The organism is Enterobacter sp. 296B2 (assembly GCF_034106185.1).
Taxonomy (GTDB): domain Bacteria; phylum Pseudomonadota; class Gammaproteobacteria; order Enterobacterales; family Enterobacteriaceae; genus Enterobacter; species Enterobacter cloacae_N.
On sequence record NZ_JAWNCA010000010.1, the window covers coordinates 1 to 12,955 of the forward strand.

Here is a 12,955-nt window from a genome sequence, read left to right on the forward strand (position 1 = left end):
CCCTTCTTTTTCATCGCCCCCCCCACCCCCCCCCCCCCTATTGGGGGTGTGCACAATACCCCCCCCCCCCCCTTTGGGGGGGGGGGCCGGGGTGAGGGGAAACATCACAGTACGGAAGGCAACAACCCCACCAGACGCCCTTCTTCCAGAAGCTGCATCGCCTTATCAATATCCGGCGCAAAGAAGCGATCATCATCGTAGTGCGTAACGTGCTCGCGCAGTTCCTGACGCGCCTGCTCCAGCAGCGGGCTGGATTTAAGCCCATCACGTAGATCGATACCCTGACACGCCGCCAGCCACTCCACCGCCAGCACGCCGCGGGTGTTGGAGGCCATTTCCCACAGACGACGTCCGGCAGCCGGCGCCATCGAAACGTGATCTTCCTGGTTTGCAGACGTCGGCAGGCTGTCCACGCTGTGCGGGTGCGACAGGGCTTTGTTCTCGCTTGCCAGCGCGGCTGCGGTCACCTGGGCAATCATAAATCCCGAGTTGACCCCGCCATTACGCACCAGGAACGGCGGCAACTGGGACATATGTTTATCCATCATCAGCGCAATGCGGCGCTCGGACAACGCGCCGACTTCGGCAATCGCCAGCGCGATGTTATCCGCCGCCATCGCCACCGGCTCGGCGTGGAAGTTGCCTCCGGAGACCACCTCGTTTTCCTGGGCGAACACCAGCGGGTTATCGGACACCGCGTTGGCCTCCACCAGCAGCACCTCTGCCGCCTGGCGCAGCTGCGTCAGGCACGCGCCCATCACCTGCGGCTGGCAGCGCAGGGAATACGGATCCTGAACCTTCTCGCAGTTATGGTGTGAATCGGCAATTTCGCTGGTGTCGGTAAGCACGTGGCGGTACATCGCGGCGGCATCAATCTGCCCGCGCTGGCCGCGCACCGCGTGGATGCGGGCGTCGAACGGACGACGCGAGCCCAGCACGGCTTCGGTGGTCAGCGCACCGCACACTACCGCCGAGGCAAACAGATCTTCCGCTTCAAACAGACCGCGCAGCGCGAAGGCCGTCGATGCCTGAGTGCCGTTCAGCAGTGCCAGCCCCTCTTTCGCCGCCAGCGTAATTGGCGTTAATCCGGCTTTTTTAAGTGCCTCCTTCGCAGGCAGCCACTCGCCCTGCCAGCGCGCTTTGCCTTCGCCCAGCAGCAGCAGCGACATGTGCGCCAGCGGCGCGAGGTCGCCGGATGCGCCTACGGAACCTTTGGCCGGGATCCACGGGTAGACCTCTGCATTCACCAGCGCCATCAGCGCCTGGATGACGCTCAGGCGAATGCCCGAGAAACCGCGCGCCAGGCTGTTGATTTTGAGCACCATCATCAGGCGGACAATCTCATCATCCAGCGGCTGACCCACGCCCGCCGCGTGCGACAGCACCAGCGAACGCTGTAAGTTTTCCAGATCGTGCGTGGCGATGCGGGTCTGCGCCAGCAGGCCAAAGCCGGTGTTAATCCCGTAGGCGGTGCGCCCCTCAGCCACGATGGCTTCAACGCAGGCGACGCTGTCATTAATGGCGGCGTGAGCGCTTTCATCCAGCGAAAGGGTGACCGGTTTACGCCAGACGTTACGCAGCTGTTTGAGCGTCAGCGAGCCGGGAGTGAGTGTTAAGGCGTTCATTCATGCTTTCCTTGTGTGGCAGGGATCATCGGCAGGTTCAGCCCCTGCTCTTTGGCACAGTCAATGGCAATTTCGTAACCCGCATCCGCGTGACGCATCACGCCGGTTGCCGGGTCGTTGTGCAGCACGCGAGCGATACGCGCGGCGGCTTCATCGGTACCGTCACAGACGATGACCATCCCGGAATGCTGGGAGAAGCCCATCCCCACGCCGCCGCCGTGGTGCAGCGAGACCCAGGTCGCGCCGCTGGCGGTGTTCAGAAGGGCGTTGAGCAGCGGCCAGTCGGAGACCGCATCCGAGCCGTCGCGCATGGCTTCGGTTTCGCGGTTCGGGCTGGCAACGGAGCCGGAGTCCAGGTGGTCGCGGCCAATGACGATCGGCGCGGAGACTTCACCGCTGCGCACCATTTCGTTGAAGGCGAGGCCCAGCTTTTGCCGCCACTCCAGCCCAACCCAGCAGATGCGCGCCGGCAGGCCCTGGAAGCTGACGCGCTCGCGGGCCATGTCCAGCCAGTGGTGCAGATGTTTGTCATCCGCAACGATCTCCTTCACTTTGGCATCAGTTTTGTAGATATCCTGCGGATCGCCGGACAGGGCAACCCAGCGGAACGGGCCGATGCCGCGGCAGAACAGCGGGCGAATATAGGCAGGCACGAAGCCGGGGAAGTCGAAAGCGTTATTCACGCCCATCTCTTTCGCCATCTGGCGGATGTTGTTGCCGTAGTCAAAGGTCGGAATCCCCATCTGGCTGAAGGCCAGCATGGCAGAAACGTGTTCGGCCATAGAGCGTTTCGCGGCAAGCACGGTGCCTTCCGGGTCGGTCTCCGCTTTTTGCTGGTATTCTTCCCACGCCCACCCTTTTGGCAGGTAGCCGTGCAGCGGATCGTGGGCGCTGGTCTGGTCGGTGACGAGATCCGGGCGCACGCCGCGGGCAACCAGCTCCGGCAGAATATCCGCCGCGTTGCCGCACAGGGCAATCGACACGGCTTTGCCTTCGGCGGTGTATTTTTTAATGCGCGCCAGCGCATCGTCCAAATCGTTTGCCTGTTCATCGACGTAGCGGGTGCGCAGACGGAAATCAATGCGGCTCTGCTGGCACTCAATGTTCAGCGAGCAGGCGCCGGCAAGCGTGGCGGCCAGCGGCTGTGCGCCGCCCATGCCGCCGAGACCCGCGGTCAATACCCAGCGGCCTTTGAGCGAGCCGTTATAGTGCTGGCGACCGGCCTCCACGAAGGTTTCGTAGGTTCCCTGAACAATCCCCTGGCTGCCGATGTAGATCCAGCTACCTGCGGTCATCTGGCCATACATCGCCAGCCCTTTCGCATCCAGCTCGTTGAAGTGTTCCCAGGTGGCCCAGTGCGGCACCAGGTTAGAGTTGGCGATCAGCACACGCGGCGCGTTTTTATGGGTTTTGAACACGCCAACCGGCTTGCCGGACTGCACCAGCAGGGTTTCGTCGTGTTCGAGTTCGGTCAGGGATTTTACAATGGCGTCATAGCATTCCCAGTTGCGCGCGGCGCGCCCTATGCCGCCGTAGACCACCAGCTCGTGGGGATTTTCCGCCACCTCGGGATCGAGGTTGTTCATCAACATGCGCAGCGGGGCTTCGGTGAGCCAGCTTTTGGCGGTAAGCGTGGTGCCGCGCGCGGCGCGGACGTCCTGCTGACGGTATTTACCTGACGACATTGTGTGCTCCTCATAAGGGACAGATGATGCATTTAGATATACTTGTATAGACAAGCACACACAAGGTCGTATTTAACAAAAAAGATACAATTTTGTTATATTGCGTTAGCGATCACGCTTATAAAACTTATGACATAAAGTGGCCCTGTAGCCGGTAACGGTTACCCGGGAAGAGCAGCCGGGCATGCGACACGATGTGCGATGACGACCAGGTACGACGGCGGATCAGCAGGCACGGATCGTACTCTTTAATGCGCAGCCGTTCGCACTCCTGCGGCGTGGCGCGCACGGCCTCCACAATGTGCTCCCCTTCCGTCAGCGGTGCGACGAGCGAGAGATAGGCATGTGGCGTAGTTTGGGTGTAATCCTGGTTGAGATAGTCCGGTATCCGCTCGGCGTTGACGCAGCGATCTTCAATCTGCACCGGAATGTCGTTTTCAAAATGCACCATCACGGAGTGGAAGATGCGGCTGCCCTCTTTGACGTTCAGCTCTGCGGCCTGCTCGACACTGGCCTGGGTCTCTTCCAGCACCAGCACTTCGCACCGGTGATGATGATTACGTGCGGCAATTTCGTCCGCGATGCTGCGGATTTCAAACAGGGCTGATTGCCCTTTCGGTTCCGCCACAAACGTCCCCACTCCCTGCAGGCGCACCAGAAGCCCTTCGTCGGTCAGCTCTCTCAGCGCCCGGTTGACAGTCATCCGGCTAAAACCGAACTGGGCCACCAGCTCGGCCTCCGACGGAATGCGGTCGTGCGGGCGCCAGACGCCGGTTGCGATTTTTTCGCTGATCGCCTGCTTCACCTTTTCATAGAAAGGCGCGGGAGGGCTCGGCTGTGGCAGGGGCGAGCGTGAAAACATCATGACTCCTTAAATAGTGTTATGCCCACCAGTGAGCAATTTGCCAGGCCAGACGGGCGGCGAGCTTTGCGCCCTGTCCGTCCCGATCGTACTGCGGGTTAAACTCTACCAGATCGGCGGCCTGCAGCTTACCGCTGCGGCAGATTTGTTCGATAACCGACAGCAGATCCAGCGCCGGGACTCCTAACGCGGCCGGGGCGGAAACGGCAGGCATTTCGCTTGCGGGCAGAACGTCCAGATCGATCGTCAGGTAGACGCGATCGGCCTGCGCCAGCACCTTTTCCAGCGCCGGTAGGGCCTCGCGCCTGAAATGGAGATCTTCCACCAGCGTGACGTTCAGGCGTTCGGCCTCATCCCACAGTGCCTGGGTGTTCGCCGCGCGGCTGACGCCAAAGCAGGCGTAGCGAAACTCGCGCCCGCGTTCATCGCAGTAGTTAGCCAACTGACGAAACGGCGTACCGGACGTCGCCCGGTCGGCCTTGCGCAGGTCAAGATGCGCATCCAGATTTATCACCGTCACACGCTCTCCAGGGAACGCATCCAGAATCCCCCGACCGTGCGCCCAGGCGGTTTCGTGCCCGCCGCCAAACACCAGCGTGCGCATCCCGGACTGCTGGCAGGCCGTGACGGCATCGCTTAACGCCTGCTGTGCCGCTTCCAGCTCATCGCCCTCAACGTACACCGAGCCCATATCCGCCAGCCGTTCGCGCCCCTGATGGCTTGCCATATTTGCCAGCGCTTTGCGCAGGATATCAGGAGCCTGAACGGCACCGGGCCTGCCCTGATTGCGTTTAACCCCTGCATCACATTCAAAGCCTATCAGCGCAATGCCGGATGAAAGCGGCGTAAACTGCGCCTGATGGTGTATCGTCTGGAAAATGCGCGTTGCATTGCTGGCCTCGGCGCTGTCGTCGCGCCCCTGCCAGACGGTTTCGGCTACGGGCCGCCATAACCTCATACTGCCTCCCCACGGAAAACGCGTTGATAAAGCGGGTTGCGCCCCGGCTCGTAGACCATCTCCACCGGGTGGCGAGCATCCCAGACGATAAAATCAGCGACAAACCCCGCCCGCAGCTGCCCGTGGGTAGCACCGCGCCCCAGCGCCTGCGCCGCATGCCGCGTGACGCCAGCCCAGGCCTCTTCCGGTGTGAGGCCAAACTGGACGCAGGCCATATTCATCGCCAGGTGCAGGCTGGCAAACGGGCTGGTGCCGGGGTTATAGTCGGTGGCGACGGCCATCGGGACCCCCTGTTTTCTGAGCCGTTCAACCGGCGGACGCTGGCGCTCCTGAAGAAAATAGAACGCGCCGGGAAGCAATACCGCAACCGTGCCGCTTTCCGCCATCGCCTGAACGCCTGCGTCATCGAGATATTCGATATGATCGGCCGACAGCCCGTTATATTGGCTCACCAGCGCCGCGCCGCCCTGATTCGACAGCTGCTCGACATGCCCTTTCACCGGGATACCGAGCGCAGTCGCCGCCTGGAAGAGGCGCTCGGTTTGCGACGGGGTGAAGCCGACGTTTTCACAAAACACGTCGACTGCTTCATATAACTCTTTTTGCCACAGCGTGGGCAGGATCTGCTCACAGACCAGCGTGAGGTACGCATCCGGATCCTGCCGGTATTCCGCTGGTATGGCGTGTGCGGCCAGCAGCGTTGCGCTGATATCGATCGGATTATTGAGGCTCAGCTGGCGGGCAACCTGCAGCATCTTCTCTTCGGCCTCGGCGTTGAGTCCGTATCCCGATTTGATTTCAACGGTCGTCACACCTTCATTCATCAGACGCTGGAGCCGTTGCTGCGCCAGTGTCAGCAGGGTTTCCGGGGAACTGCCGCGCGTTGCCGTCACGGTGGCGTTAATCCCGCCCCCCTGGGCGCTGATGGTTTGATAAGAGACGCCGTTCAGACGCTGCTCCCACTCCGCCGCGCGGTCGCCGCCGAACACCAGGTGGGTATGGCAGTCAATCAGGCCTGGCGTGACCAGACGTCCCTCAAGATCGACGACGTGACGGTGTCCGGCAGGAATGTCAGATTCAGGGATCACGGCAAGGATAGTTTGACCGCGCACGACCAGGGCGTGCTGCTCTTTCAGGCCATAGGGCGCGGATGTGTCGGGAACCATTGTTGCCAGTCGCGCATTTCGCCATATTACATCGTCAGGATGAAGCTGCATGGGCATTCCACTTGTCATGGGTTGTATAGACATTTATTTGCATCCATCGTCTGCTGTCAACCGCCTTGAGGGAAAATGTTATTTATTTGTGATGACTTTCCCGTCACCTCATGGCAAAAAATGCAACTTTTACCCTTTTTATCTTCCCGTTTCGCTCAACTTAGTATAAAAAAGCAGGCTATTTCGTCTATCCCGTAAAGACTTGCATACCCAGGAGCTTCACCTTGAACATTTCCAGGATTTCCCGTCTGGCGTTAGCGCTCGCCTTTGGCGTGACATTATCCGCATGCAGTTCAACACCACCGGATCAGCGACCTTCTGAGCAGGTAGCGCCCGGTACTGCTTCCCGCCCGATTTTGTCCGCAGATGAAGCGAAGAACTTCGACCGTGCCCACTACTTCTCGGCAATGGATCCTAACGCCGCGCCGTGGACACCGTCTTCAATTAACCTGCCCAAACAGCCTGACTTCGTGGTTGGCCCGGCGGGTGCGCAGGGCGTTACGCACACCTCCATTCAGGCTGCGGTTGACGCGGCCATTACTAAACACAGCGCGTCTCGCCAGTACATCGCGATCCTGCCGGGTGAATATGAAGGCACCGTGTATGTTCCGGCGGCCCCGGGCAGCATTACGATTTACGGTCTGGGCGAAAAAGCGATCGACGTAAAAATTGGCCTGGCGATTGATTCCGAAATTGACAACAACACCTGGCGTCACCTGGTGAACCCGGCCGGCAAATATATGCCGGGCAAACCGGCGTGGTATATGTTTGATAACTGCCAGAGCAAGCGTTCCGCCACCGTTGGCGTGATGTGCTCGGCGGTATTCTGGTCTCAAAATAACGGCCTGCAGCTGCAGAACCTGACCATCCAGAATACCCTGGGCGACAGCGTAGATGCCGGTAACCACCAGGCCGTTGCGCTGCGTAGCGATGGCGATAAGGTGCAGATTAACAACGTCAACATTCTGGGTCGTCAGAACACCTTCTTCGTGACCAACAGCGGCGTGCAGAACACCCTGCAGAATAACCGCCTGACCCGTACGCTGGTGACCAACAGCTACGTTGAAGGTGACGTGGATCTGGTGTCCGGTCGCGGCGCGGTAGTGTTTGATAACACTGATTTCCGCGTGGTGAATTCCCGTACCCAGCAGGAAGGCTACGTGTTTGCGCCAGCAACTCAGTCTAACCTGTTCTACGGCTTCCTGGCCGTGAACAGCCGCTTCAACGCGGCCGGTGACGGCGTGGCGCAGCTGGGCCGCTCTCTGGACGTGGACTCTGCCACTAACGGCCAGGTCGTTATCCGCGACAGCGTGATCAACGAAGGCTTTAACGTGGCGAAGCCGTGGGCTGATGGCGCTGTCTCCAAACGTCCGTTCTCCGGCAATACCGGTACGATGGATGATAAAGGGAACGTGCAGCGCAACCTGAACGACGCGAACTTCAACCGCATGTGGGAATACAACAACCGCGGTCTGGGCAGTAACGTGGTCGCTGAGCCGAAGCAGTAAGATAAGAGTAAAAGGGGGATGTTAATCCCCCTTTTTACTGCGACTGGATACGTCAGGCACCAAACTTAAGATACGCATCCAATAGTTGCATAATCGCAACCATGAGTTGCAGGAACAGAATTGCCCATTCCACACCGCTCATACGCCACTCCTTTGGTATAGAGCACTTCTCCTCTGATTTACCTTTCCGCTGCCTGTCACCAGAGGTGTGTTGGTTATGTTTTGACGTGCTCCGCAGTTTAGGCACTGTCGGCACCACCCGACAGCCAGGACTTGAAACGGATCCTGAATTGCGGAACTGCAACACATCAAACCAACGAACAGAATGATATCAGACCATTACTGTACATAAAAACAGTTAAATGGAGTTTAGGAATTTATAAAGAGAAAACAAATAAGTAACTGTTTATACTGAATATTAATATCCACCATCCTCTCATAATCTCTTTTTTTCGTTGATGATGAATTTACATCACCTTAAGCCAATATTATGATGGACGTGTTGGTTACGTTTTGATGTGCTCACCCGGCAACCACCGGGCATAAAAAACCTCGCATTCGCGAGGTTTTTTGTTTTTAGCGGCTTAGTGAGCGTTTACCACTACCCACATTGGCCCCTGGCCGACGGCGTACCGTCCTTTCTCTTCCAGCAGCCCCTGCTCGCCTTTGATTTCATACAGCGCGATGTGGTGGGATTTCTGCCCCGCCGCAATCAGGTATTTACCGCTGTGATCGATATTAAAGCCGCGCGGCTGGGTTTCCGTTGGCTGGAAACCTTCAATCGCCAGCACGCTGCCGTCTTCAGAGACGCTAAACACGGTAATCAGGCTGGAGGTACGGTCGCAGGCGTAAAGGTGGCGGCCATCCGGCGTGATGTGAATATCCGCCGCCCAGCGGGTATCGGAGAAGTCAGACGGCATCATATCCAGCGTCTGCACGCACTCAATCTGACCGTTTGGATCTTTCAGTTCCCATACGTCCACAGAGCTGTTCAGTTCATTGACGACGTAGGCATATTGCTGGTTCGGGTGGAAGACCATATGGCGAGGACCTGCGCCCTCAACGGTGGTGACCTCAGCCGGATTCTGCGCCACCAGGTGACCATCGTCGCTCAGGGTGAACAGGCAGATACGATCCTGCTTCAGCGCAGGCACCCACAGCGTGCGGTTGTCCGGAGAGATATTCGCCGAGTGACAGCCTTCCAGCCCTTCCACCACATCCACGGTATCCGTCGGAATACCATCTTCAAGTCGCGTCACGCTGACGCAGCCCGCATTATAGGAGCCGCTGAAAACGAAGTTGCCTTTACGATCGGTCGAGATGTGGGTTGGGCTGCCCGGCAAGGGCGCTTCAGCGGTGTAGGTCAGCGCGCCGTCGTCAGGAGAGATACGGTAGGCCAGCACGCGAAACTCCGGGCGCACACCCACGTACAAGAAACGTTTATCCGGGCTGATGACCATCGGTTGCACCTGGCCCGGCACATCAACAACCTGAACCAGCGTGAGCGAACCTTCTGCATTCAAGCGCCAGACGTGGATCTGCTGACTTTCAGGACTGGCGGTATAAACGGTTTGTTTCATGAATACTCCTTTCCTCACTGCACGTGAAAGTGATTATTTTTAACGGTGAATGCTGAATTTTAGCCAGGAATTTTGCAGCGATTTACTCTCGGTGTAACATCCCCTGAGACCTAAAATTCAACATTAACCCGGAAGAACAAATGACCTCGCGTGTGATTGCACTGGATTTAGACGGAACATTACTTACCCCTCAGAAAACCCTGCTCCCCTCCTCCCTTGAAGCGCTTAAACGCGCGCAGGAAGTGGGATATCAACTCCTTATCGTAACGGGTCGACATCACGTTGCCATTCACCCTTTTTATCAGGCACTGGCGCTAGATACACCTGCAATTTGTTGTAATGGCACTTATTTGTATGATTATCAGGCAAAAAAGGTTTTAGCCGCCGACCCGCTGCCGGTTCCGCAGGCGCTGCAACTGATTGATCTGCTGGATGAGCATGACGTACACGGTCTCATGTACGTAGATAACGCGATGGTGTACGAGCGCCCTACCGGCCACGTGGTGCGCACCAGCAACTGGGCATTGTCCCTGCCTGAAGCGCAGCGCCCGGTCTTTACCCAGGTTTCCTCCCTGCGCCAGGCGGCCCGGGATGTTGAGGCTATCTGGAAATTCGCCCTGACGGATGAAGACACCACCAAACTGAATACCTTCGCGAAGCACGTCGAGGAAACGCTGGGGCTGGAGTGCGAATGGTCCTGGCACGATCAGGTGGATATTGCCCGCAAGGGTAACAGCAAAGGCAAGCGCCTGACGCAGTATGTGGAATCAAAAGGCGGGTCGATGCAGGACGTGATCGCCTTCGGCGATAACTACAACGACATCAGCATGCTGGAAGCCGCCGGTACGGGCGTGGCGATGGGCAATGCCGACGACGCGGTGAAAGCGCGCGCCAACGTGGTGATTGGCGACAACACCACCGACAGCATCGCGCAGTACATTTATACCCACCTGCTGTAATCAAGCGGTGATTGAGACGCTCTTAATTTGCGCGTAAAGCCACAGGCCGGGCTTGATTGCTAACTCATCCCTGGCCCACGGGCTGATGCGCGCCCAGAGCGTCCTGCTGCCGACTTCAAGCTTCACCTCCACCTGCCCGTTATCATCAAAACACTCCGCCACTTTGGCGCGCAGAATATTGCGAATACTGGTTTGCAGCGGCGGCTGCAGCACCAGCGAGACGTCCGACGCCTGGATGCGAATTCGCAGCGCGGACTGTAACGGTTTATCGATCTTATTGACCCACAGATGCTGGTCACCCAGCGCCAGCGCGGTCATCGCGTAGTGCGGATGATGTTCCAGAACGCTGACCTTCAGGATGCTGCTCTGCTGCTCTCTCGGTAACCAGGGGTGCATTACGCTGCTGCCCCACACCTCTTCCAGGTTGCCGAAGGCCTTCACGCTGCCCTCTTCCAGCACGAGCACTTTGTCGGCCAGATGAAGGATCTCATCCAGCGAATGGCTGACGTAGAGCATCGGAATATTAATTTCACGCGTCAGTCGCTGCAGATAAGGCAGAAGTTCGCGCTTGCGCGGTATATCGAGCGAGGCCAGCGGCTCGTCGAGCAGCAGCAGTTCGGGGGCGGTCAGCAACGCGCGGCCAATGGCCACCCGCTGTTTTTCTCCGCCGGAGAGTGAGGACGGCAGCCTGTCGAGCAGAGGCTCAATGCCTAAAAGCGTGACCAGCTTGTCAAACTGCCCGGCCATGCTTTTCGCCATGCCGTAGCGCAGGTTGCCGCGCACGCTGTAGTGCGGGAACAAGCGCGCGTCCTGGAAAACGTAGCCGATGCGGCGCTTGTCCGGTGAGAGGTAAACTTTGTTCTCCACGTCATTCAGAACGCGGTTATTCAGGACAATACGTCCTGACTGCGGGCGCGTCAGGCCGCTGATGGCGTTAATCAGAGACGTTTTTCCCGCCCCCGACACGCCGAAGACGGCGGTGATGCCGCTTGCAGGCAGCGTCTCGTTAAGCGTCAGGGTATGGTTTCCCAGCGTCTGGGTGAAATTCAGTTCCAGCATCGTTATTTCCCCATCCGCTCGCGGCTCAGCCGGGCCAGCCATTCAGAAACCAGCAGCGAAACCAGGGCTAGTACGATTGAGATGATGCACAGCCGCGCTGCGGCACTCTCCCCCCCCGGCGTCTGAATCAGGGTGTACATGGCCGACGGAATGGTTCGCGTCTCACCGGGAATGTTCGACACAAACGTGATGGTCGCGCCGAACTCGCCCAGCGAGCGGGCGAAGGCCAGCACCGTCCCGACAATAATGCCCGGCAGCGTAAGCGGGAGCGTGATGGTGAAAAAGACGCGCCAGCGTCCGGCGCCCAGCGTGCGGGCCGCCTGTTCGAGCTTCATGTCCACGCCTTCCAGCGCGAGGCGGATTGCCCTCACCATCAGCGGGAATGACATCACCGCCGCCGCCAGCACCGCACCGCGCCAGCTAAAAGCGAATGTGAGTCCGAACCAGTCGTAGAGCCTTTCGCCGATAAAACCGCGTCGCCCCATCGAAATCAGCAGCAGGTAACCGACCACCACAGGCGGTAAAACCAGGGGGAGATGAAGTACACTGTCGAGTAGCGCTTTGCCGGGAAACCGACAGCGAACCAGTAACCAGGCAAAGAAGATCCCAAAGGGCAAACTCAGCGCAACCGCCAGGGAAGAGACTTTAAGGCTCAGCAAAACAGCCTGCCATTCAGGATCGGTCAGTATCATCAGTGAGTCGTAAATCCATAACGTTTAAAGATTGCGGACGCCTCCGGCCCCTTCAGATAATCGCGGAAGGCCGTTACGGTCGCATTTTTATGTCCATCAACAATCGCGACAGGATATTCCACTTTCTTGTGGGAATCTTCCGGGAATGTTGCCACCACCTTCACGCCTTTGCTGGCAACGGCATCGGAGCCATACACTATGCCCAGCGGAGCTTCGTTGCGTTCCACCAGCGCCAGCGCGCCGCGCACGTCTTCCGCCGGGGCCAGCTTCGGCGACAATGTCTCCCATGCCCCCAGCGTTTGCAGCGCTTCTTTGGCATAGATCCCGGCCGGAACGTGCTCCGGATCGCCCACCGCCAGACGCCCACCGTTCAGCAGATTTATCCAGTTGGTCTCTTTATTGATGGTGATGTCCGCCTGCGCGCTGGCTTTTGGTGCCACGACAACCAGGCTATTCCCCAGCAGCGTTTCGCGGGTTGTCGCATCAATCGCTCTCTTCTCTGCCGCGTAATCCATCCACTTCTGGTCAGCCGAGATGAACAGATCCGCCGGTGCGCCCGCTTCTATCTGGCGCGCCAGCGTCGAAGAAGAGGCAAAAGAGGAGACCACCTCGACGTTTTTCTCTTTTTTATACGCCGCCGCGATATCCTGCAGCGCGTTGGTCAGTGACGCCGCCGCAAAGACCGTGATTTTACCCTCGTCCGCCAGCGCGTGTCCGGTAAGTGAAAGCGTCAGCGTTGCCCCTGCGAAAAGGCGTACCCATGAACGTGCCATCTGTAACTCCTGTGAGTAGCGTTATATACAAATTAAT

Annotated in this window: 12 protein-coding genes; 2 read left to right on the plus strand and 10 right to left on the minus strand. The window is 58.5% G+C overall.

The genetic code is table 11. From position 1 onward, the window contains the following. Window positions 1-104: 104 nt before the first annotated feature. The 5 genes from hutH to hutI all read right to left on the minus strand — a co-directional run bounded on the left by hutH (window position 105) and on the right by hutI (window position 6,380). Complete coding sequence (hutH, locus tag URZ40_RS09565; protein ID WP_320720448.1) at window positions 105-1,625, minus strand: histidine ammonia-lyase; 1,521 nt, start codon at window positions 1,623-1,625, stop codon at window positions 105-107. After that, on the minus strand, window positions 1,622-3,310 hold the full coding sequence (gene hutU / locus URZ40_RS09570; protein WP_320720450.1) for a urocanate hydratase: 1,689 nt from the start codon (window positions 3,308-3,310) through the stop codon (window positions 1,622-1,624). The genes hutH and hutU overlap by 4 nt, the downstream gene beginning before the upstream one ends. Window positions 3,311-3,437: 127 nt before the next feature. Continuing rightward, entirely contained in the window at window positions 3,438-4,172 is a 735-nt protein-coding gene (locus tag URZ40_RS09575) for a histidine utilization repressor (protein WP_320720504.1), read from the minus strand. A 19-nt stretch (window positions 4,173-4,191) separates the two neighbouring features. Then, on the minus strand, window positions 4,192-5,130 hold the full coding sequence (hutG, locus tag URZ40_RS09580) for a formimidoylglutamase (RefSeq protein ID WP_320720452.1): 939 nt from the start codon (window positions 5,128-5,130) through the stop codon (window positions 4,192-4,194). Then, window positions 5,127-6,380, minus strand: a complete 1,254-nt coding sequence (gene hutI / locus URZ40_RS09585; protein WP_320720453.1) for an imidazolonepropionase — start codon at window positions 6,378-6,380, stop codon at window positions 5,127-5,129. The genes hutG and hutI overlap by 4 nt, the downstream gene beginning before the upstream one ends. Window positions 6,381-6,571: 191 nt before the next feature. Between hutI and URZ40_RS09590 the strand changes: the two genes are divergently transcribed. Further along, on the plus strand, window positions 6,572-7,855 hold the full coding sequence (locus URZ40_RS09590; RefSeq protein WP_316380469.1) for a putative acyl-CoA thioester hydrolase: 1,284 nt from the start codon (window positions 6,572-6,574) through the stop codon (window positions 7,853-7,855). A gap of 52 nt (window positions 7,856-7,907) precedes the next feature. Here URZ40_RS09590 and tisB read toward each other — a convergent pair whose 3' ends face one another. Then, the gene (tisB, locus tag URZ40_RS23180; protein ID WP_023332440.1) at window positions 7,908-7,997 is read right to left on the minus strand and encodes a type I toxin-antitoxin system toxin TisB; all 90 of its coding nucleotides are present in this window, start codon (window positions 7,995-7,997) and stop codon (window positions 7,908-7,910) included. 442 nt (window positions 7,998-8,439) lie between these two features. Beyond that, window positions 8,440-9,435, minus strand: coding sequence for a 6-phosphogluconolactonase (gene pgl / locus URZ40_RS09595; protein WP_116343354.1), 996 nt, complete (start codon window positions 9,433-9,435; stop codon window positions 8,440-8,442). A gap of 140 nt (window positions 9,436-9,575) precedes the next feature. Between pgl and URZ40_RS09600 the strand changes: the two genes are divergently transcribed. Further along, window positions 9,576-10,394 carry a pyridoxal phosphatase gene (locus tag URZ40_RS09600; RefSeq protein WP_232935967.1) on the plus strand — a complete coding sequence of 273 codons (819 nt, stop codon included), beginning with the start codon at window positions 9,576-9,578 and terminating at the stop codon, window positions 10,392-10,394. Here the strand turns inward: URZ40_RS09600 and modC are convergent, their stop codons facing one another. From modC to modA, 3 genes are read right to left on the minus strand one after another with little or no spacing between them, the layout of a single operon-like run. Next, entirely contained in the window at window positions 10,395-11,453 is a 1,059-nt protein-coding gene (modC, locus tag URZ40_RS09605; protein ID WP_116343352.1) for a molybdenum ABC transporter ATP-binding protein ModC, read from the minus strand. It abuts the gene before it with no gap. Between the two features lie 2 nt (window positions 11,454-11,455). Then, window positions 11,456-12,145: a molybdate ABC transporter permease subunit gene (gene modB / locus URZ40_RS09610; protein ID WP_116343351.1), complete on the minus strand. Its 690-nt coding sequence runs from the start codon at window positions 12,143-12,145 to the stop codon at window positions 11,456-11,458. Further along, window positions 12,145-12,918, minus strand: a complete 774-nt coding sequence (gene modA / locus URZ40_RS09615; RefSeq protein ID WP_116343350.1) for a molybdate ABC transporter substrate-binding protein — start codon at window positions 12,916-12,918, stop codon at window positions 12,145-12,147. The genes modB and modA overlap by 1 nt, the downstream gene beginning before the upstream one ends. Window positions 12,919-12,955: the final 37 nt, after the last annotated feature.

Excerpts from the sequence above, each read along its gene's own strand:
- hutH (WP_320720448.1), bottom strand. The coding sequence starts at position 1,625 with ATGAACGCCTTAACACTCACTCCCGGCTCGCTGACGCTCAAACAGCTG.
- hutU (WP_320720450.1), bottom strand. The coding sequence starts at position 3,310 with ATGTCGTCAGGTAAATACCGTCAGCAGGACGTCCGCGCCGCGCGCGGC.
- URZ40_RS09575 (WP_320720504.1), bottom strand. The coding sequence starts at position 4,172 with ATGTTTTCACGCTCGCCCCTGCCACAGCCGAGCCCTCCCGCGCCTTTC.
- hutG (WP_320720452.1), bottom strand. The coding sequence starts at position 5,130 with ATGAGGTTATGGCGGCCCGTAGCCGAAACCGTCTGGCAGGGGCGCGAC.
- hutI (WP_320720453.1), bottom strand. The coding sequence starts at position 6,380 with ATGTCTATACAACCCATGACAAGTGGAATGCCCATGCAGCTTCATCCT.
- tisB (WP_023332440.1), bottom strand. The coding sequence starts at position 7,997 with ATGAGCGGTGTGGAATGGGCAATTCTGTTCCTGCAACTCATGGTTGCG.
- pgl (WP_116343354.1), bottom strand. The coding sequence starts at position 9,435 with ATGAAACAAACCGTTTATACCGCCAGTCCTGAAAGTCAGCAGATCCAC.
- URZ40_RS09600 (WP_232935967.1), top strand. The coding sequence starts at position 9,576 with ATGACCTCGCGTGTGATTGCACTGGATTTAGACGGAACATTACTTACC.
- modC (WP_116343352.1), bottom strand. The coding sequence starts at position 11,453 with ATGCTGGAACTGAATTTCACCCAGACGCTGGGAAACCATACCCTGACG.
- modB (WP_116343351.1), bottom strand. The coding sequence starts at position 12,145 with ATGATACTGACCGATCCTGAATGGCAGGCTGTTTTGCTGAGCCTTAAA.
- modA (WP_116343350.1), bottom strand. The coding sequence starts at position 12,918 with ATGGCACGTTCATGGGTACGCCTTTTCGCAGGGGCAACGCTGACGCTT.